General features: G+C 60.8%; 16 protein-coding genes. 7 read left to right on the top strand and 9 right to left on the bottom strand.

The features are described from left to right. The first annotated feature begins 16 nt into the window (after window positions 1–16). Together B7Y49_RS01845 and B7Y49_RS01840 are read left to right on the top strand one after the other, a co-directional pair. Window positions 17–445 (top strand): GtrA family protein, encoded by a 429-nt coding sequence (locus B7Y49_RS01845; protein WP_374125889.1) that lies wholly within the window; start codon window positions 17–19, stop codon window positions 443–445. After that, on the top strand, window positions 438–1,181 hold the full coding sequence (locus tag B7Y49_RS01840; RefSeq protein WP_374125858.1) for a bifunctional 2-polyprenyl-6-hydroxyphenol methylase/3-demethylubiquinol 3-O-methyltransferase UbiG: 744 nt from the start codon (window positions 438–440) through the stop codon (window positions 1,179–1,181). The genes B7Y49_RS01845 and B7Y49_RS01840 overlap by 8 nt, the downstream gene beginning before the upstream one ends. Here B7Y49_RS01840 and B7Y49_RS01835 read toward each other — a convergent pair. From B7Y49_RS01835 to B7Y49_RS01815, 5 genes are all read right to left on the bottom strand, one after another. Then, on the bottom strand, window positions 1,144–2,217 hold the full coding sequence (locus tag B7Y49_RS01835; RefSeq protein ID WP_374125857.1) for a glycosyltransferase family 2 protein: 1,074 nt from the start codon (window positions 2,215–2,217) through the stop codon (window positions 1,144–1,146). The two genes, B7Y49_RS01840 and B7Y49_RS01835, sit on opposite strands and share 38 nt — an antisense overlap. Before the next feature lie 151 nt (window positions 2,218–2,368). Beyond that, on the bottom strand, window positions 2,369–3,346 hold the full coding sequence (locus tag B7Y49_RS01830) for a hypothetical protein (RefSeq protein WP_374125856.1): 978 nt from the start codon (window positions 3,344–3,346) through the stop codon (window positions 2,369–2,371). Then, complete coding sequence (locus B7Y49_RS01825) at window positions 3,343–3,678, bottom strand: hypothetical protein (RefSeq protein ID WP_374125855.1); 336 nt, start codon at window positions 3,676–3,678, stop codon at window positions 3,343–3,345. The genes B7Y49_RS01830 and B7Y49_RS01825 overlap by 4 nt, the downstream gene beginning before the upstream one ends. Window positions 3,679–3,810: 132 nt before the next feature. Beyond that, window positions 3,811–5,901 (bottom strand): bifunctional (p)ppGpp synthetase/guanosine-3',5'-bis(diphosphate) 3'-pyrophosphohydrolase, encoded by a 2,091-nt coding sequence (locus B7Y49_RS01820; RefSeq protein WP_374125888.1) that lies wholly within the window; start codon window positions 5,899–5,901, stop codon window positions 3,811–3,813. A gap of 49 nt (window positions 5,902–5,950) precedes the next feature. Then, window positions 5,951–6,265: a hypothetical protein gene (locus B7Y49_RS01815; RefSeq protein ID WP_374125854.1), complete on the bottom strand. Its 315-nt coding sequence runs from the start codon at window positions 6,263–6,265 to the stop codon at window positions 5,951–5,953. Between the two features lie 147 nt (window positions 6,266–6,412). Between B7Y49_RS01815 and B7Y49_RS01810 the strand changes: the two genes are divergently transcribed. Then, entirely contained in the window at window positions 6,413–6,904 is a 492-nt protein-coding gene (locus B7Y49_RS01810) for a helix-turn-helix domain-containing protein (protein WP_374125853.1), read from the top strand. Between the two features lie 148 nt (window positions 6,905–7,052). Here B7Y49_RS01810 and B7Y49_RS01805 read toward each other — a convergent pair whose 3' ends face one another. Then, a complete protein-coding gene (locus B7Y49_RS01805) occupies window positions 7,053–7,478 on the bottom strand; it encodes a thioesterase family protein (protein WP_374125852.1) in 426 nt (141 codons plus the stop codon). A 36-nt stretch (window positions 7,479–7,514) separates the two neighbouring features. Continuing rightward, window positions 7,515–8,720, bottom strand: a complete 1,206-nt coding sequence (locus B7Y49_RS01800; protein WP_374125851.1) for a pyridoxal phosphate-dependent aminotransferase — start codon at window positions 8,718–8,720, stop codon at window positions 7,515–7,517. Window positions 8,721–8,942: 222 nt separating this feature from the next. Here B7Y49_RS01800 and B7Y49_RS01795 point away from each other — a divergent pair, with 222 nt between their 5' ends. The 4 genes from B7Y49_RS01795 to murA all read left to right on the top strand — a co-directional run bounded on the left by B7Y49_RS01795 (window position 8,943) and on the right by murA (window position 13,491). Further along, window positions 8,943–10,634, top strand: coding sequence for a PHA/PHB synthase family protein (locus B7Y49_RS01795; RefSeq protein WP_374125887.1), 1,692 nt, complete (start codon window positions 8,943–8,945; stop codon window positions 10,632–10,634). 124 nt (window positions 10,635–10,758) lie between these two features. Further along, window positions 10,759–11,616, top strand: a complete 858-nt coding sequence (gene phaP, locus B7Y49_RS01790) for a phasin family protein (protein ID WP_374125850.1) — start codon at window positions 10,759–10,761, stop codon at window positions 11,614–11,616. A 149-nt stretch (window positions 11,617–11,765) separates the two neighbouring features. After that, on the top strand, window positions 11,766–12,125 hold the full coding sequence (clpS, locus tag B7Y49_RS01785; RefSeq protein ID WP_374125849.1) for an ATP-dependent Clp protease adapter ClpS: 360 nt from the start codon (window positions 11,766–11,768) through the stop codon (window positions 12,123–12,125). Window positions 12,126–12,207: 82 nt separating this feature from the next. Continuing rightward, window positions 12,208–13,491, top strand: a complete 1,284-nt coding sequence (gene murA, locus B7Y49_RS01780; protein ID WP_374125848.1) for a UDP-N-acetylglucosamine 1-carboxyvinyltransferase — start codon at window positions 12,208–12,210, stop codon at window positions 13,489–13,491. A gap of 17 nt (window positions 13,492–13,508) precedes the next feature. Here the strand turns inward: murA and B7Y49_RS01775 are convergent, their stop codons facing one another. Together B7Y49_RS01775 and B7Y49_RS01770 are read right to left on the bottom strand one after the other, a co-directional pair. After that, the gene (locus tag B7Y49_RS01775; protein WP_374125847.1) at window positions 13,509–16,412 is read right to left on the bottom strand and encodes a M16 family metallopeptidase; all 2,904 of its coding nucleotides are present in this window, start codon (window positions 16,410–16,412) and stop codon (window positions 13,509–13,511) included. A gap of 107 nt (window positions 16,413–16,519) precedes the next feature. Then, the gene (locus B7Y49_RS01770; RefSeq protein WP_374125846.1) at window positions 16,520–17,845 is read right to left on the bottom strand and encodes a cystathionine gamma-synthase family protein; all 1,326 of its coding nucleotides are present in this window, start codon (window positions 17,843–17,845) and stop codon (window positions 16,520–16,522) included. Window positions 17,846–17,887 lie beyond the last annotated feature (42 nt).

Genomic DNA, 17,887 nt, shown 5'->3' with positions numbered 1-17,887 from the left:
TCAGATCGGCGACCAGCTGGGCCATGTCCTCGGCGGGCGCGAGGTGGTCGACCAATTGGTTCGCTTTGCGATCGCGGGCGGCTTGTCGACGGTGGTCTATTCGGCGGTCTATCTGCCGCTGACGGCCTATGTGTTTCGCGACGAGCAGGCGGTGTATGCGGTGCCCTTTGCCTTCGCCGTCGCCGTGACGATCGGTTTTTTCCTGCACAGCCGCTGGAGCTTCAAGGGGCACGGCACGCGCGAAAGCGGCGGGCGACAACAGCTGAAATTCGTGATCGTGCAGGGCGTCGGGCTGGCGCTGAACGCCGGCTTCACCTGGGGCGTGACGGCGCTGGCGGGATTGCCCGCCTGGGTCGCGCTGATCCCGGTGGTGACGATCACGCCGATCGCGACCTTTGCGCTCAATCGGCAATGGGTGTTCGGGGGCACGCCGACCAATGGATAGGATCGTCTACGACCGCATGGCGGCGCATGATTCCACGCACTGGTGGTACCGCGCCCGGCGCGAGATTCTGGCCGATTACCTGACGCGTGAGGGGCATCTGCCCAAGGATGCACGCATATTGGAGATCGGCTGCGGCACCGGGCACAATCTGCCGATGCTGGCGCGCTTCGGCGATGTCGAGGCGATCGAGATCGATCCGGTTGCGCGCGGCATTGCCAGCGAGCGGCTTGGCAAGCCGGTGCTCGCCGCCCCCTTGCCCGAACTGCCGGGCATTGAACGCGGTGCCTATGATCTGATCGCCGTGCTCGATGTGGTCGAGCATATCGAGGATGATGTCGCCGCGCTGAAGGCGATGGGCGATTGCCTGAAACCCGGCGGCAAGATTTTGATCGCGGTGCCCGCGCACCAATGGATGTGGAGCGCGCATGACGTGGTAAACCATCACCACCGCCGCTATTCCAAGGCGACGCTTGGCCGGGCCATTGCCGCTGCGAGGCTTAGCCATAACGGCTTGCGCTATTTCAATTCGCTGCTGTTTCCGCTGGCGGCGGCGGCGCGGGTGGCGGGGCGATTGTCAGGCCGCGACGACAGCGATGATTCGCCCCCGCCAAAGCCGCTCAATACGCTGTTCGAGACGATCTTCGGCTGGGAACGCCATCTCGTCGGGCGGGTGCCGCTGCCGCCTGGCGTATCGATCGTTACGCTGGCGAGTGTGGGGGCGTCACCGGCGGCTTGACGCGCGGTTTGCGCATGCGTGGTGCGGGTGGCGCGATCGGCTCGGCAGCTTGCGCTTCAACTGGCGGTTCGGCGCGGTAACCAAGCGTCGCCTTGCCGCCGATCGGCCCGGCAACATCGGCCACCAGATAGAGCGGCCGCCGCTTTGATTCGACATAGAGCCGCCCGAGATATTCGCCGATCATCCCCAGCACGAACATCTGCACCGCGCCAAGCAGCACGACGACCAGCATCGTCGACGTCCAGCCCTGTACCGCGCTGCCAGTAAAGAACCCGATTGCGATATAGACGAACAGGAGCAGTGACGCAGCGGTCAGCGCGAGCCCGACATGGCTGGCGAACCGTAAGGGCGCGGTCGAAAAACCCGTTACCGCATCGAGCGCGAACCGGATCATCTTGGCGAGCGGATATTTGGTTTCGCCTGCATGCCGCTCGGCGCGATCATACAGGAACGGCACCTGGCGAAAGCCGATCCAAGCCACCATCCCGCGGATGAAGCGCGCCTGTTCGGGAAGGCTCAGGAATGCATCGAGCGCGCGCCTGCTCATCAGCCGGAAATCGCCGGTATCGAGCGGAATGGGGGTATCGGTTACTCGGTCGAGCACGCGGTAGAAAAGCGCGGCGGTCAGCTTCTTGAAGATCGTTTCGCCCTCGCGCTTGCGGCGCACGGCATAAACGACATCGGCTTGCTCGGCGGCCATGGTAGCGCGCATGTCGATCAGCAATTCGGGCGGGTCCTGCAGATCGGCATCGATGATCATGATCTGCGCGCCACAGCACAGATCTAGACCCGCGGTCAGTGCCAGCTGGTGCCCATGATTGCGCGACAGGTTGATCGCCACCAGATGCGGGTCAGCCGCCGCGAGCCGCTGCATGACAGGCCAGCTGTCATCCTTCGATCCGTCATTGACGAACACGATCTCGTATTCGTCGCCGACCGCCGCCTGGGCAGCGGCAGAGACGCGGGCGTGAAGGATGTCGAGACACGCTGCTTCGTTGTAGCAGGGGACGACGACGGAAAGGGCAGGACGACGCATCCGGCCCCTCTAGCCGCTGTTTCGCGAATAGGGAATCGCGAAGCGACCCGTTTTCTGCGCAATAGCTCGCGACTGACACGATCTGTCTTTCGCTTGGCACCGCGATTTCCCGCCTCTGGCGCACGCCAGTGGCGCGCTTTAGATCCCTCGATTATGGGCGGGACGTTGTCGGCAATGCGCAATTGTCCATTGCCGCCCTCACCATGTCTGCCGTGCGTTCTTCCGGTTTCACCATTGCCAAAACCTCCTTTGCGACCCGAAAACACTGCGCGGTCGCAATCGCCACGCCGCCTTCGAGAAGACCCTGACTGATGTTCTGGGCAGCGATGCCGGTTGAAAAGGTTTTGCCGACCGTCAGCCCCGCGCCTTTTTGACTGTCGCCATTAGCATTGCCGTTGAAGGTGCCGTAAACTGAAAGTGCATCGCGTTTATCGTCGTTCTTTGCGGTATCTACTCGCGCTTCCAATCGCCGCAAATCCTGCAGAAGCGCGTTCGCTTTTTCGGCGTTCTGCGTGATGTTTGTCGTAATATCCGCCTTTTTCTGTAGGAGATTTTGATTTTTGAGTGCATTTAGCCTTTTTAGTTCGACTTCTATTTCTGCCAGTCGGACAGGGTTGGCATTTGCTGGGGAAGCAGCCCCTTCAGCATCACCAGATACAGTTTCCAGTTGAGATTTTTCATTTTCGAGCGCTGGAATTTTCTCGATATCTTTGATGTCGCGTTCCTTGTCCTTTATCGAATCTCTCAACCGTTCATTTTCCTGATTGATTGCAGCAATATCTAACTGAAGGCGATCGATCTTCGCATCGTCTGATGTGGATTGGCCGCTTTTTTTATTCGTGCCCCAGATGCCCTTGATATCGGGATCGATTTCTTTACAGCGTTTGGTGGTGTTGGACTTAGACGCTTTTCTCTCGCAATGCTTCGCCACCGCCACCGGGACAAAAGCGACATCGACACCATTATATCCGATCATGATGCTGGGGGTGGGGCTCTCCGCCTTGCCGCCTGAAACGATCACGCCGATCTGGTTTGTCGATGAATAGACCAGGGGTGCCTGTTCCAGTGAAGCGCAGCCACTGAGCGCAGTTAGGGCGATTATGCAGCCAATGGCGATACTCTTGTTCATTCCTTCTCCCCCATCACACAAATATCTGGCCGATCTTTGGCCATGTTGCGCCAAAATGTCATTGCTTCGGCATTCTTCGGTTGATCAAATACGATAATGCCACACCGTGCCTTTTCATAAACGAGAACAGTATCTTCCGACGCCCAACCCAGCGTGGGACCAGATCGTCCCGCTACAACACCAAGCCCGCGCACCCGATAAGCTATCATGCCAGCGCCAGCTGCTGGTTCTATCTTCAGGATCCCAGGCCGAATCGAAGTCACCCTGCTTTCGGGGCTAACCGTGATGATGGTACACCCACCAATAGTCGGCGCTATTGCAATCACGGCCACGAACGTCAGAAATCGACTCACGGCCCTGCCCCCAATCACCGACAAGATAGAAAGTTGTTACTTTTACGCAATGATAACATAGTAGCGGCTGGGCAATATTCTGGGTACTTGCAGCGTCATATCTCAGCGTTGCTACACGCGTTCCACCGCGCTCACCGCATCGGCGGCGCGAAGCGCGGCGATCAGGCGAATCAGGTGATGGAGATCGTGGACCTCCACATCGATCGTGTTGGTGTGATAGCCCGTGTCGCGGTTGTCGAGCCGCAGCCCGAGGATGTTCGCCTTGTGCGCGCCGATAATCGTGGCGACCACGCCCAGGGCGCCAGGTTCGTTCTTCAGCTGAACCGCGATCTGCGCGGTAGCGCCTTCGGTCTTGTCGCCCCAGGCGAGATCGACCCAATCGGCATCGTCGCCGTCGATCAGCGTTTTGCAGTCGATCGAGTGCACCTCGATCGGCTTGTCGGGGTGGCGCAGGCCGACAATTCGGTCGCCGGGCACGGGATGGCAGCATTCGGCGAGCCGAAAGGCGATCCCATGCTTCAGCCCGCGGATCGAGATTGCGGCCGATTGCGGGGGCAGGTTGCGGAGCATCTCCTTGCCAGCCGATCCGGGCATCATCGCCTCCATCACCTGCGCATCGGTGATTCGGCGTTTGGCGATGGCCTCCATCAGCGCGGCTTCGTCGGGCAGTTTCAGCCGCTTCAGCGCGACAGTGATCGCGTCGCCAGCCGGCGTTACCGGCAGGCGCTGGATAATCTCGTCATAAATCTTGCGGCCCAGCGACTGGCCCTCGGTCCGCTCGGTCTGGCGCAAATGGCGGCGGATGGCGGCGCGCGCCTTGCCCGTGATGGCAAAGTTCAGCCAGCCGGGTTGCGGCACCTGCGCCTTGGATCGCAGGATCTGGACCTGATCGCCATTGTCGATCTGGGTGCGCAGCGGGACGACACGACCGTTGATCTTGGCGCCCACCGCCTGATCGCCCAGATCGGTGTGAAGCGCGTAGGCGAAGTCGATCGGTGTTGCCCCCTTGGGCAGCTGGATCAGCTCACCGCGCGGGGTGAAGGCGAAGATGCGATCCTGATACATCGCCATGCGGGTGTGTTCGAGCAACTCCTCCGGGCTTTCGGCAGTGTCGAGGATCTCGATCAGGTCGGCGATCCAGCGGATCTGATTATCGGGGCGGACCTTCGCCTGCTTATAGGCCCAATGGGCGGCCAGGCCATGTTCGGCCTCGGCATGCATTTCCTGGGTGCGGATCTGTATTTCGACGCGGGTATTCTCGGCATGCATCACCGATGAGTGCAGCGATCGATAGCCGTTCCGTTTGGGGGTAGAAATATAGTCCTTGAACCGCCCCGGCACCATCGGCCAGCGCCGGTGAATGATACCCAGTGCGCTGTAGCATTCCTCTACCGATGGCACGATCAGCCGGAACGCCATGATATCGGATAGCTGTTCGAAGCTGATGTGCCGTTCGGCCATCTTCTTCCAGATCGAATAGGGGTGCTTTTCGCGGCCCGATACATCGGCCTCCACCCCGCCGCGCGACAGCAGCTGTTTGAAGCTGGCGGCGATTTTCTCGATCCGGTCGCCATCGCCTTCCTGCAATTGCACCAGGCGCTTGGTGATCGAGCTATAGGCTTCGGGCTCGAGCTCGCGAAAGGCGAGCGTTTGCATCTCTTTCATGAATTCATACATGCCGATTCGCTCGGCAAGTGGAGCATAGATATCCATCGTCTCACGCGCGATGCGGCGTCGCTTGTCGGGGTTGGCGATGTAGTGCAGCGTCCGCATATTGTGCAGCCGGTCCGCCAGCTTCACCAGCAGCACCCGGATATCGTCTGACATAGCGAGCAGGAATTTACGCAGATTTTCGGCGGCGCGTTCGTTTTCGGTTTGCGCTTCGATCTTGCTGAGCTTTGTCACGCCATCGACCATCCGCGCGACATTGGGGCCGAACAGCCGAAGGATTTCCTCGGGTGTGGCGACGGTGTCCTCGATCGTGTCATGCAGGATCGCGGTAGCGATCGTCTCGTCGTCGAGATGCAGGTCCGTCAGGATACCGGCCACCTCGATCGGATGACTGAAATAGGGATCGCCTGATGCTCGTTTCTGGCTGCCATGCGCCTGAAGCGAGAAGACATAGGCGCGGTTCAGCAGCGCCTCATTGGCCTGGGGATCGTAGCTTAAAACCCGATCAACAAGTTCATATTGCCGCAGCACGCGGGTACGATGGCCCCGCGTGCTGCTGCTTTGCAACATTTACTTGCGTTTAGCTCGCACGCTCATTGCACTTGGCGAGCGCGGCAGCGTCGAGAGGCGTGCCGGCAACGGTGAAGGCGCTGAGGGCGCCGACACGCTGGACGACCATCTGGCACATGATCACGTCACGCTGGGTCGATTGCTTGGCAGTGCAGACGCCGTCGGCACAATTCCACAGCGTTCCAGCGGTAATCACCTTGGTCTTGGTCGGCGCGGTGACGGGCGTTGCCGCGTAATAGCCGGTGGGTGCAGCAAAGGCAGGTGCTGCCGATGCGAGCAGAACCGACGTGGCAAGAGCAGCGGCAGCGGAGAGAATGCGTGTCATGATGAACTCCATGATCGGTTCGGGGGAGGATTAGAAAGCAACCGAATTAGGTTGCGAATCGATACTTAGTAGAATAAGTAGCCAGTTGCAACTGAAAACTTATATTTCATTCGCATGACGAACAAATTGCGCTAGGATTGCATTCGTATGGAAACAAAGTTGCGAGAACCCTTGCGCGAATTGGCCGAATGCAGCCTGCCGGCTGCGCTTGAGGCCATGGGTGAGCGGTGGTCGTTCTTGATCCTCCGCGCCGCATTTAACGGTCTGTATCATTTCGAAGAATTCCAGTCCGAACTCGGCATTGCTCGCAATATCCTTGCGAATCGGCTTGCCCGGCTGGTCGAACACGGCATCCTGAAGCGCGAGCCGATGCCCGAGGATCGCCGCAAGATCGAATATCGGCTGACCGAGAAAGGCTTTGCCCTGCTGCCGACGATGATTGCCCTGCGGCAATGGGGGGAACGCTGGGAAACCGGCATGCCTGCTACGCCGGTGCTGGTTGACGAGCGCGATCGTCGGCCGATTGCCCAGGTCGAAGTGCGGGCCTGGGATGGCCGGGTGCTGACCAAGGCCGACCTGCTTTGGTCGCTGCCGGAGCATGTCGCGAGCGAAGAGCTCCAGGCGCGCGCCGCCGAATAGCTCCGGTGCGACGCTGCCAATGGCGGTTCGGTTAATCGGAAATTGGCACTGCGGGACTTCATGCCCAGTTCCTCGAGTTATGTAGCAGACGCTTCATAACCGATTTTCGTAGCGTGCGCTACAATTATTCAAGCGAGTTAGGCCAGGGTCAATTCGGGATCAGGCGTTCCAGTGCATCGCGCACTGGCGCGGTAATGGGCGTCGGGGCGCCGCTCGGCAGGTCGACATGCACGATCACCATCGTGATCGCGCAGTGGAGCGCGCCCGTCGCGGCATGGCACAGATCGAACTGTTGGGTCAGGCTGCTGGTGCCGATGCGGGCGATCCGCACAAATGCCTCGATTTCGTCGCCCATCCGGAACGGGAGGTGATAATCGATTTCGGTGTGCCGCACGTGAAACTCGGCCTCGGTCCAGATCGGGCCGAGCGCCTCGAGCCCGCTCCATTCCCAGAATTCGGTCACCGCGACATCGGCATATTCCAGGTAACGCGAGTTGAAGACGATGCGCTGTGCATCGACCTCGGCATAGCGGACTTTGAGGCGGGTGGAGAAAGCAAAGCCGGGTCGTTCCATGCCCGGCCTGTTGGCGGGTGGCCGCGTTGCCGTCAACTACCCCGTCTGGGCAGGCGTGTTGACGCCCATGCTCGCCAGATATTTCTTCACGTTGCGCGCGGCCTGGCGAAGCCTTTGCTCGTTCTCGACCATGGCGATGCGGACATAGCCCTCGCCATTTTCGCCATAGCCGACCCCCGGCGCGACCGCGACCTTCGCGTGGCTCAGCAGCTGCTTGGAAAATTCGAGGCTACCCAGATGCGCCAGCGCTGGCGGCAGCGGTGCCCAGGCGAACATTGATGCGCGCGGCGGCGGAATGTCCCACCCGGCGCGGCCAAAGCTTTCGACCAGCACGTCGCGGCGCTTGTGATAAAGCTCACGGTTGCGCTCGACAATGTCCTGCGGGCCGTTCAGCGCAGCACAGGCAGCGGCCTGAATCGGTGTGAACGCGCCGTAATCGAGATAGGATTTCACCCGCGTCATCGCCGCGATCAGCTTTTTGTTGCCGACCGCAAAGCCGATCCGCCAGCCGGCCATCGAATAGGTTTTACTGAGGCTGGTGAACTCGATAGCGACATCCATAGCGCCCTTTACCTGCAGGATCGACGTCGTCGGCTTGCCGTCGAAATAGAGTTCGGAATAGGCAAGGTCGGAGATGATCCACACCTTGTTCTCGCGCGCCCAGTTCACCAACCGCTCGTAAAAGGCAATGTCGACCGTCTCGGCCGTCGGGTTCGACGGATAATTCACCACGAGGATCGAAGGGCGCGGCACGGTGAAGTTCATCGCCCGTTCCAGCGCTTCCCAATAATGCTCGTCGGGTGTGGTCGGTACCGCGCGGATCGTCGCGCCGGCGATGATGAAGCCGAAGGTGTGGATCGGATAGCTCGGATTCGGCGCAAGCACGACGTCTCCGGGTGCGGTGATCGCGGTGGCAAGGCTCGCAAGCCCCTCCTTCGATCCCATCGTGACGACGACTTCGCTTTCCGAATCGACATCGACGCCGAAACGTCGGGCGTAATAATTTGCCTGCGCCTTGCGTAGCCCGGGAATGCCGCGCGACGCTGAATATCCATGCGCATCGGGCTTGGCCGCGACTTCGCACAATTTATCGATCACGTGCTGCGGCGGGGGCAGATCGGGATTGCCCATGCCGAGATCGATAATGTCCTCCCCGCCCGCGCGCGCCTGCGCCCGCATCGCGTTCACTTCGGCGATGACATAGGGGGGCAGGCGTTTGATGCGGTAGAAATCGTCGGACATGGGTGCTTTCCATCGGCGCGAGGCGTCAATTGACCCCGTTCATACGCGATTTGCCGCGCGGGGTGAATGACGGCGGACAAAGCTTGGGGTAAGCGGGCGCAAATAACAAGAATTGAGGATGTGATGCGCAAGCCAAAAGCGAAGGCAAAGCAGCCAGCGACGTCCGTGGCGGCAGTCGATGAGCAATCCTTGCCGAACTTCGCCATTCCCAGCCTTGAAGACATGCAGCACTGGACCTGGGTGATGGGCCGTGCGCAGCAGATGATGCTCGAGGCGGGGCTGCAGACGATGCAGGAAACGCCTGCCTTGCCGATCATTCCGGGCTTTACTGATCAGCGCACGATCGAGCGCGCCCGCGATTTCTGGATCGATAGTATGAAGCTGTGGCAGCATTTCATCGCCCCAGACCTGGCCGAGCCGATCGCGGAAACCGCGGAACAGGAGCGCGACAAGCGCTTCAAGGCCCCGCAGTGGCGCGAAAATCCCGTGTTCGATTGGATCCGCCAAAGCTATTTCCTCGTCTCCGATCACTTGTTGCGCGGCGTCGAGTCAGTCGAGGGCATCGATGATCGCCAGCGCGAGCAACTGCGCTTCGCCACGCGCGGTTTTGTCGATGCAATGAGCCCCAGCAATTTTCCCGCCACCAACCCGCTGGTGCTGGAAAAGACGCTCGAGTCTGGCGGCGAGAATCTGCTCCATGGGCTGCAGCATATGCTGGCTGATCTGTCCAAAGGGCAACTCACCCATACCGATCCGGACGCCTTCGCCGTCGGGCGCAATCTGGCGATGACACCGGGCAAGGTCATCAAGCGCACGCCGCTCTACGAGCTGATCCAGTACACGCCGACCACGCCAGACGTGCTTGCGGTGCCGCTGGTCATCTTTCCGCCCTGGATCAACCGCTTCTACATTCTCGATCTGACGCCCGAGAAAAGCTTCATCAAATGGGCGGTCGATCAGGGGCTGACGGTGTTCGTCGTCTCCTGGAAATCGGCCGATTCGACGATGAAGGACGTGGTGTGGGATGATTATGTCGAGGCCGGGCAAATCGATGCGATCGATACGATCCGCGATCTGCTGAAGGTCGATTCGGTCCATACGATCGGCTACTGCGTGGCGGGGACGACGCTTGCCGCGACGCTCGCCGTGCTGGCCGCGCGCGGGCAGGCGGACCGGGTGAAAAGCGCCACCTTCTTCACCGCTCAGGTCGATTTTTCGCGCGCGGGCGAATTGCTCAACTTTGTTGATGATGAACAGATGCAGCGGATCGAGCAGCTCTCCCCAGAAGGGTTTCTCGACGGGCGTTATATGGCGGCGACCTTCAATTTGCTGCGCGGGCGCGATCTGATCTGGAATTATGTCACCAACAATTATCTGCTCGGCCAGGATTATGCGCCGTTCGATCTGCTTCACTGGAACGGAGATACCACCAACCTGCCGACCAAATGGCATCTCAGCTATTTGCGCGATCTGTACCGGGATAATCTGCTGGTAAAGCCCGGTGCGCTGGCAATTGCCGGCACGCCGATCGATCTGGGGCAAGTGACGACACCATGCTATATTCAGGCGGGGCGCGATGATCACATCGCCCCTGCCGAAAGCGTCTGGCAGATCACCCGGCACTTCCATGGGCCATTGCGATTCGTGCTGGCGGGATCGGGGCATATTGCCGGGGTGGTCAATCCGCCGGCTGCCGGAAAATATCAGTTCTGGACCAACCCGGAACTCGGTGAATCGCTTCAAGATTTTGTCGCCGGGGCGACGGAGACCAAGGGCAGTTGGTGGCCCGACTGGATCGACTGGATCCGCGCGCAGGATGCGACGACGGTACCGGTGAAAGGTGCGCGCAGACCCGGCAAGGGACGGCTCAAATCACTCGGTGATGCGCCGGGCGATTATGTGAAAGCAAAATAATACGCTTTCATTTCAGTTTGATAGCTGCAGCATCGAAAAATGTTGCGGCGCACAAATAATCTCTTGCGCTGGGTGCAGCATTTCATTATATTGCAGTGCAGCAAACAAGAGCGGGAGGCCCCTCATGGCCGATAAAACTACTAAGGTTGAAACGACGGTCGCGCAAGAAACGCCAGCCGTGACGACGCCGGTCGATGCGCCCAAGGCGGCAGCGACTGTGGCATCGCCAACCTCCGTGCCAGTGGCTGCTGATGCAGTAAAGCCAGCGCCTGCGGCAAAGGTCGCAGCTGCGAAAGCAGAAACGCCCAAGGCCGTTGCACCTGCGGCAAAGAAGTCTGCGCCGGTGACCTCGCCCGCCCCGGTTGCCGCCAAGGTTGCGGCGCCGGCGAAGGCGGTTGAGCCCGCCCCTGCGCCCGAGAAGGCCGTGGCCAAGCCAGTTGTAAAGGCGCCCGCCACACCGAAGTCCGTTACTGTGAAGACCAAGCCTGCCCCGATCGCTGCACCTGCCGCGACGGCAACCTCCATCAACAAGGAAGTGACCATCATGGAAAACACCATCAAGAACACCACCGACAAGGCTCAGACCATGTTCGTTGAAATGAACGACCGCGCCAAGGCTGCGCTCGAAAAGACCCAGGGCATGTTCGCTGACGTCACCGAGTTCAACAAGGGCAACGTCGAAGCGCTCGTCGAATCGTCGAAGATCGCTGCCAAGGGCATCGAAACGATGGGCCAGGACGCCGCTGAGTACACCCGCAAGTCGTTCGAAGGCATGACCGCGATCGTCAAGAGCCTGTCGACCGTCAAGTCGCCGACCGAGTTCATGAAGCTCCACAGCGATTATGTCCGCACCTCGTTCGACTCGCTGGTCGCCGAATCGTCGAAGACGACCGAAAACATGCTGAAGCTCGCCGGTGAGATCGCTCAGCCGATCTCGAACCGCGTTGCGATTGCTGCTGAAAAGATCAAGATCAGCGCGTAATCGGCCTGGCATTTCGGTGCCAGCAGCCAAATCAGGGGGCGGTCGCAGCGATGCGGCCGCCCTTTTTGCATGAAATTGCAGCGATGAAGGCGGTTCGTTTGCGCTTGCCCCTTGCCCTTGGCCCGGCGAGTGCCATATTTTCGGCTCACATGATGATTGACCCAGCATCCCCGCGCGCCATGGCGCAGCGTCCGCCCGGCGACGATGACGAGGGCACCGGCCTTGGCATCGCCACGCGCACCCGCACGCGCACCAAACAGCCAACGCCCTACCGTGTGTTGATGCTGAATGATGATTACACACCAATGGAATTCGTGGTGCTGTGCCTGCAGCGCTTCTTCCGGATGAGCATCGAGGATGCGACCCGGGTGATGCTCCATGTCCACCAGAAGGGCGTCGGGGTGTGCGGCGTGTTCAGCTATGAAGTGGCGGAGACCAAGGTGAGCCAGGTGATGGATTTCGCGCGGCAGCACCAGCACCCGCTCCAGTGCACGCTGGAAAAGGCGTAACGCGAGCGCTTGCGCCTCGAATCGCGCAAAACCGATCGACCCTCCTCTTGCGCGCCAACGCCTAGGCGGTAGAAGCTCTGAAATGGACAGAATACTCATTCGCGGCGGCAATCGCCTGTCGGGCCGCCTTCCCATTTCGGGGGCCAAGAACGCAGCGTTGACGCTGATGCCATGTGCGCTGCTGACCGAAGAACCGCTGACGCTGCGCAACCTGCCGCGGCTCGCCGACGTCGACGGGTTTGGGCATCTGCTCAACCAGCTCGGTGTGTCGACAATGATCGAGGGCGCGCGCCCCGATGATTTTGGCCGAGTGATGACGCTGAAGGCTGGTCGGCTCACATCAACGGTCGCGCCCTATGACATTGTCCGCAAGATGCGCGCGTCGATCCTCGTGCTCGGCCCGCTGGTCGGGCGCGCCGGCGAGGCGACGGTGTCGCTGCCGGGCGGGTGTGCGATCGGCAACCGACCGATTGATCTGCACCTGAAGGCGCTGGAGGCACTTGGGGCGGAGATCGAACTGGCAGCAGGTTATGTGAAAGCGACCGCACCTGGCGGGCGCTTGTCCGGTGGGCGGGTGAGCTTCCCAATCGTCTCGGTGGGTGCGACCGAAAATGCGGTGATGGCCGCCGTGCTCGCCAAAGGACCATCGGTGATCGAAAATGCGGCACGGGAGCCCGAAATCGTCGATCTGTGCCACTGCCTGGTCGCGATGGGCGCATCGATATCGGGCATTGGCACGGAGATGCTGGAAATTGAGGGTCGTGATCGGCTCCATGGCGCAACCTATCGCGTGATGCCGGACCGGATCGAGGCAGGCAGCTATGCATGCGCCGCCGCCATTACTGGCGGTTCGCTCGATCTGGTCGGCGTGGCTGCATCGGATATGCGTGCGACGACGGCCGCTCTGATCGACGCCGGCGTTACCGTCGAGGAACATCCCGACTTTATGCGCGTCACCGCCAGCAACGGCCTTGCGCCGCTGACACTTTCGACCGCGCCCTTTCCGGGCTTCGCTACGGATATGCAGGCACAGTTCATGGCAATGCTGTGCATGGCCGATGGCGCGAGCGTGCTGACCGAGACGATCTTCGAGAACCGCTATATGCACGTGCCGGAGCTTGCCCGGATGGGCGCCGACATTCAGGTGCGTGGCCGTACGGCAGTGGTGCGCGGCGTCGACAAGCTGATCGGTGCGCCGGTGATGGCAACCGATCTGCGCGCCTCGATGAGCCTGATCCTCGCCGGGCTCGCCGCTGAGGGTGAAACACAGGTCCAGCGCGTCTACCACCTCGATCGCGGCTATGAACGGCTCGAGGAAAAACTCTCCGCTGTGGGTGCCGATATCGAACGGGTCAGCGACGGCTGACGCGTTCGATTGGCGGATTACTTGGCGGGTTTGGCCGGTTCAGGCAGCACTCGAATGTCGATTGACCCGCCCGGCTTCAAATATTTACGCACTGCCGCCTGGACCTGCGCCGCCGTAACCGCCGCATAGCCAGCTTCGCGGGACAGAAAGACGCTGAGAACGCGGGGGTCGTCAAGATCGCGCGAAAGCAGCGTCACCCAAACCGCAGCGTTGCTTGACTTTTCCCGTGCGAAATCGCTCAAAATGGTTGACCTCGCCCGCTCCATGGCATCAGCCGTGGGACCGTTTGTAGCAAGTTCTGCAATCGCAGCGTCCAATGCTTTGTCAAAGGCGGGGATCATCCCGGCAGTCAGTTGTGCTCCGGCACTAAACGTTCCAAAGCGGGGAAAAATGGGTGATTGGCTGCTGCCCGCCGACGGCGCATAGCTGCCGCCTTGCTGTTCCCGGAAAGTCTCTTGCAGCCGGGTATTCAGGATCGACCCTGCCATTGAAAGCGCTCGGCTCTCGGCAATATCGGCGTACACCCCGGTTGTTGGCCAGTAATGCATAACGATTGCCTGGTCGGTGGCACCACGGTGATACAGGGTGATGGGGGATTTGGTGGGGGGCGATGGCCGCACATCAAGCTGGGTTGGCGTCGGCGGCACGGCCTGGCGTGGCTGAAGCGCGCCAAAGCTTGCGGCAACTGCCGCGATCAGCGCGGCGCGATCGAAATCGCCGACCACGACAAGCTTGATCGGCCCTTCGGCCATCCGGGCATCCCAATAGGCGCGAAAATCGGCATTCGTCAGGGCGTTCACGGTTGCGGGGTCAGGCGCCCCAGCGAACCGATTGTCGCCATTGGTCAGATGTTTTTCGCCATATGCCCCCAGCACCGAACCGGGCTGGTTGTACAGTGAGGCATAGCTGCTTTCATACCCGCGCTTGAATCGATCGAGCGAGGCATCGCCGTAGCGAACGCCCTGCGCCAACGTGGTCATCAATCGCAGGCCATCGGTCAGGTCCTTGGGATTGGTCCGCATTTGCAGGTCCAAACTGTTGACCGATGCGGTATAGCTGAAGCCAAGCTGTCGGCCGGTCACCAAACGCTGGAACTCGTCAGCTGAGAACGGCCCAACCCCGCTGCTGATCAGCGCACCAAACGACCATTGCAGTGTGGTTGCATCAGGATTGCGATTGAGCAGGCCGTGGCCGATCTGGACCAGAACGCGAATATTGTTCTGTTCGATCCCGGTCTTTTTGAGGGCCAGCTCGACGCCATTTGCGAAGGTGATTCGCTCGGCATCAATTTCGGGCAGGGGTTGGGTTCGGACGATCTTGCCCGGCGGCCCGGGTGCTTTCAGTTCATCGAACGATACCGATCGTACCGCTGCCGTCTCCGCAGCCGCAATGTTGCGGGCTTTCCCCAGCGCAGCAACGAGCGCGGTATCGCCTCCGGCGATAGGCTTCGGACCGGTGAGAATCAGGCGGGGTTCAGGGGTCAGTATGGTGCGAACCTCTGCCTGAATGGCTGCGGGAGTCACTGCTGATTGCGCGCCTTCGAACAGGTCTTTGATCACTTCCGGCGAAACGGTGACGCTGCCCGAGTCGACATCGCCCATGAATTCATCGACGAGACTAGGTGATGCTGCGTCTGCACGCGTGATGATAGCGCGATCAACCAAAAGCTTCCGGTCCGCAAGCACTGCTTCAACCTCGGCCTGAGCAGGTGGCGAATCGCGCAACTCGTTCACGATGGCAAAGGTACGGTCCAAGGCGGCAGACCATTGGTCGGTCTTTGGCGTTAGCGAGATCGACAGCACCTCATTGGTCCTTCGTCCGCGGCTATACGTTGCCGAGGCATCGATGATGGCACCGCCGCGCTGCGCCTCGGTCGACAGACGTCGGTTGAGGATTGCCAGCGCGACTGATTGAACAAGGCGCGGTGTAGTCCCTCGAACGGTCTCAGGCTCATACACATAGGGCCGTACCCAATTGATCGCCACAGCACTGCTGGCAAGCGGATCGATCACCGATACGGCCTCCGTGGTAGGCGTTACCATTTTCCCATAATCAGGCTCGGCCGGTGGCGGTCCTTCACCGCGCCAGCCGCCAAAGCTCGCTTCGATCGCAGCGATGAGCTGGCTCGTCGGCGCGTCGCCCGCCATCACCACCACCGCGCGTTCGGGCCGATACCAACGCCGTTGAAATGCCCGCAACCCGTCCGCCGATGCGCCACCCAGCGTTTCGGGCGTGCCAATAATGTCGCGCCGGGCTGCCAACAGGCCTGGTACGACTAACGCACTTATCGCTCGCCTCAACTTCTCCCTGAACGGTGTCAAACGCGCGGATCGCTCGGCGAGCACGACCTTGCGCTCAATCTCGACCAGACGCGGGTCGAACGACGCATTGGCAAGCATATCGGCCAGAATGTTCGTCGCTATGGTAACCGATTCGGCATCGGCCTTGGGCAAATCGAGCTTGTAGATTGTCGACAGGCGCGTCGTGGACGCATTGGTATCGGCACCAAAGCTCGCGCCCATGCGCTGCCAGACCTTTACGGCCTCGCCATCACCCAATTTGGGCGTACCGCGAAACGCCATGTGCTCGACGAAATGGGCCCAGCCCTGCTCCTCGTCCCGCTCCATCAACGCCCCGACATCGAGCCGAACGCGGATCGACACACTTCCCGCAGGCTTCGCATTGCGCCGCACGGCATAGCGCAGGCCATTGGCGAGCGTACCAGTTTGCCATTGCGGATCGGCCGGAATGTCGCTGCCGACATGCTGCCATGATGTCGCCGGCGGGGCGGCATAGCGCGAAGACGCTGTTGGCTTTGGCGGCGATGCGGCACTGGCCTGACGCGCTGTGCTGATCTGTGGCGACAGCAGCAGGCACAAAGCCAGCGAGCCGCCCATGGCGCGGCTGACGAATGAATGCATGCCGATGATCCCCCGGTTCAGGTAAGCGAATGACTTCACTCCCTAATCATGCATATTCATCAGTCCGGTGCGAGAAAAAAGCGGTGCCTTTACGTCCACACCCTCAGTTAAATCGCCGCCAGCGCCTGATCGAAATCAGCGATCAGATCGTCTGCATCTTCCACCCCGATCGAAATCCGCACCAGATTGTCGGTGATGCCCAGCGCCGTCTTGCGCGCTTCGGGGACGGATAGATGCGTCATCCCCGCCGGGTGGCTGGCGAGGGTTTCTGTGCCGCCGAGCGATACTGCCAGCTTGGCGATCCGCAGCGCATCGAGAAACGCGAAACTTTCCCGCTCGCCGCCCTTCAGGAACAGCGAGAAGGTGCTGCCCGCGCCCATCCCGTGGCGTGTATAGATATCGGCCTGGCGTTCATCGCCGGGGGTCGATTCGAGGAAGCCGAGATAGCCGACCCGCTCGACCTTGGGGTGATCGCGCAGGAACGCGCAGACCTTCGCCGCATTCTCGCCCGCGCGGGTCATCCGCAGCTCGAGCGTTTCGAGACTGCGTAGCAGCATCCAGGCGGTGTTGGGATCGGTGATCGTGCCGATTGTGTTGCGCATCAGGCGGATGACATCGATCTGCTTCTTCGAGCCAAGGATGGCGCCCGCCACCAAGTCCGAATGCCCGCCGACATATTTGGTGAGCGAATAGACGACGATGTCCGCGCCGTGCTGCAGCGGCTGGAACCAGAGCGGCCCCAGGAAGGTGTTGTCGATGGCGATCGGTGGCTTGTCGGGCGAATCGCCAAACACCGCATCACGCGCCGCCGCCACCGCCTGCACATCGACCAGCGCATTGGTCGGGTTGGCGGGGCTTTCGAGATAAATCAGCGCGACCCGGCCCATGCCGTTTGCCTTCGCCATCACCGCATCGATCTCCGCCCGCGTTGCGCCCGCCGGAAAATCGACGAAATGCACACCGAACCGGCCGAGAATGCGCGCAATCAGCGTTTCGGTCGCGGCATAGAGCGGGCCGGAATGGATGATCGTGTCACCCGCGCGCACCATCGACAGGAACAGGGTGGCGATGGCGGACATGCCGCTCGAAAAGGTCAGCGCGTCCTCGGCATCTTCCCAAACGCCCAGCCGGTCTTCGAGGATCTCCTGATTCGGGCCGTTGAAACGCGAATAAACCAGTCCATCCGACCCGCCCGGCCGCTTGCCGGTCACACCTTCGAAATGGCGCTTACCCGCCGCCGCATTGGGAAACACGAAGGTCGAAGTGAGGAAAATAGGTGGCTTTAGCGACCCCTCCGACAGCACTGGATCATAGCCATGCCCCATCATCAGCGTCGAAGGCTTCAGCTTGCGCCCGCCGACCTTGTCGACCTTTGGCTTGGGGTGGCGGCGCGGGGCGGCCCCGGTCAGCTCGACTTCGGTTTCGTCGGTCATGGCAAGGCTCCTGGGGGCGAGTGGCTGTTGAACAAGTCTCTA

The organism is Sphingomonas sp. 28-62-11, from assembly GCF_002278865.1.
In the GTDB taxonomy this organism is placed as follows: Bacteria; Pseudomonadota; Alphaproteobacteria; order Sphingomonadales; family Sphingomonadaceae; genus Sphingomonas.
This window is presented reverse-complemented; position numbering and strand designations above follow the sequence as displayed.

What these genes read in the sequence shown, in the direction of transcription:
- B7Y49_RS01810 (WP_374125853.1), top strand. Translation starts at nt 6,413, where the DNA reads ATGGAAACAAAGTTGCGAGAACCCTTGCGCGAATTGGCCGAATGCAGC.
- B7Y49_RS01795 (WP_374125887.1), top strand. Translation starts at nt 8,943, where the DNA reads ATGCAGCACTGGACCTGGGTGATGGGCCGTGCGCAGCAGATGATGCTC.
- murA (WP_374125848.1), top strand. Translation starts at nt 12,208, where the DNA reads ATGGACAGAATACTCATTCGCGGCGGCAATCGCCTGTCGGGCCGCCTT.
- phaP (WP_374125850.1), top strand. Translation starts at nt 10,759, where the DNA reads ATGGCCGATAAAACTACTAAGGTTGAAACGACGGTCGCGCAAGAAACG.
- B7Y49_RS01805 (WP_374125852.1), bottom strand. Translation starts at nt 7,478, where the DNA reads ATGGAACGACCCGGCTTTGCTTTCTCCACCCGCCTCAAAGTCCGCTAT.
- B7Y49_RS01815 (WP_374125854.1), bottom strand. Translation starts at nt 6,265, where the DNA reads ATGACACGCATTCTCTCCGCTGCCGCTGCTCTTGCCACGTCGGTTCTG.
- B7Y49_RS01830 (WP_374125856.1), bottom strand. Translation starts at nt 3,346, where the DNA reads ATGAACAAGAGTATCGCCATTGGCTGCATAATCGCCCTAACTGCGCTC.
- B7Y49_RS01800 (WP_374125851.1), bottom strand. Translation starts at nt 8,720, where the DNA reads ATGTCCGACGATTTCTACCGCATCAAACGCCTGCCCCCCTATGTCATC.
- B7Y49_RS01775 (WP_374125847.1), bottom strand. Translation starts at nt 16,412, where the DNA reads ATGCATTCATTCGTCAGCCGCGCCATGGGCGGCTCGCTGGCTTTGTGC.
- clpS (WP_374125849.1), top strand. Translation starts at nt 11,766, where the DNA reads ATGATGATTGACCCAGCATCCCCGCGCGCCATGGCGCAGCGTCCGCCC.
- B7Y49_RS01770 (WP_374125846.1), bottom strand. Translation starts at nt 17,845, where the DNA reads ATGACCGACGAAACCGAAGTCGAGCTGACCGGGGCCGCCCCGCGCCGC.
- B7Y49_RS01840 (WP_374125858.1), top strand. Translation starts at nt 438, where the DNA reads ATGGATAGGATCGTCTACGACCGCATGGCGGCGCATGATTCCACGCAC.
- B7Y49_RS01835 (WP_374125857.1), bottom strand. Translation starts at nt 2,217, where the DNA reads ATGCGTCGTCCTGCCCTTTCCGTCGTCGTCCCCTGCTACAACGAAGCA.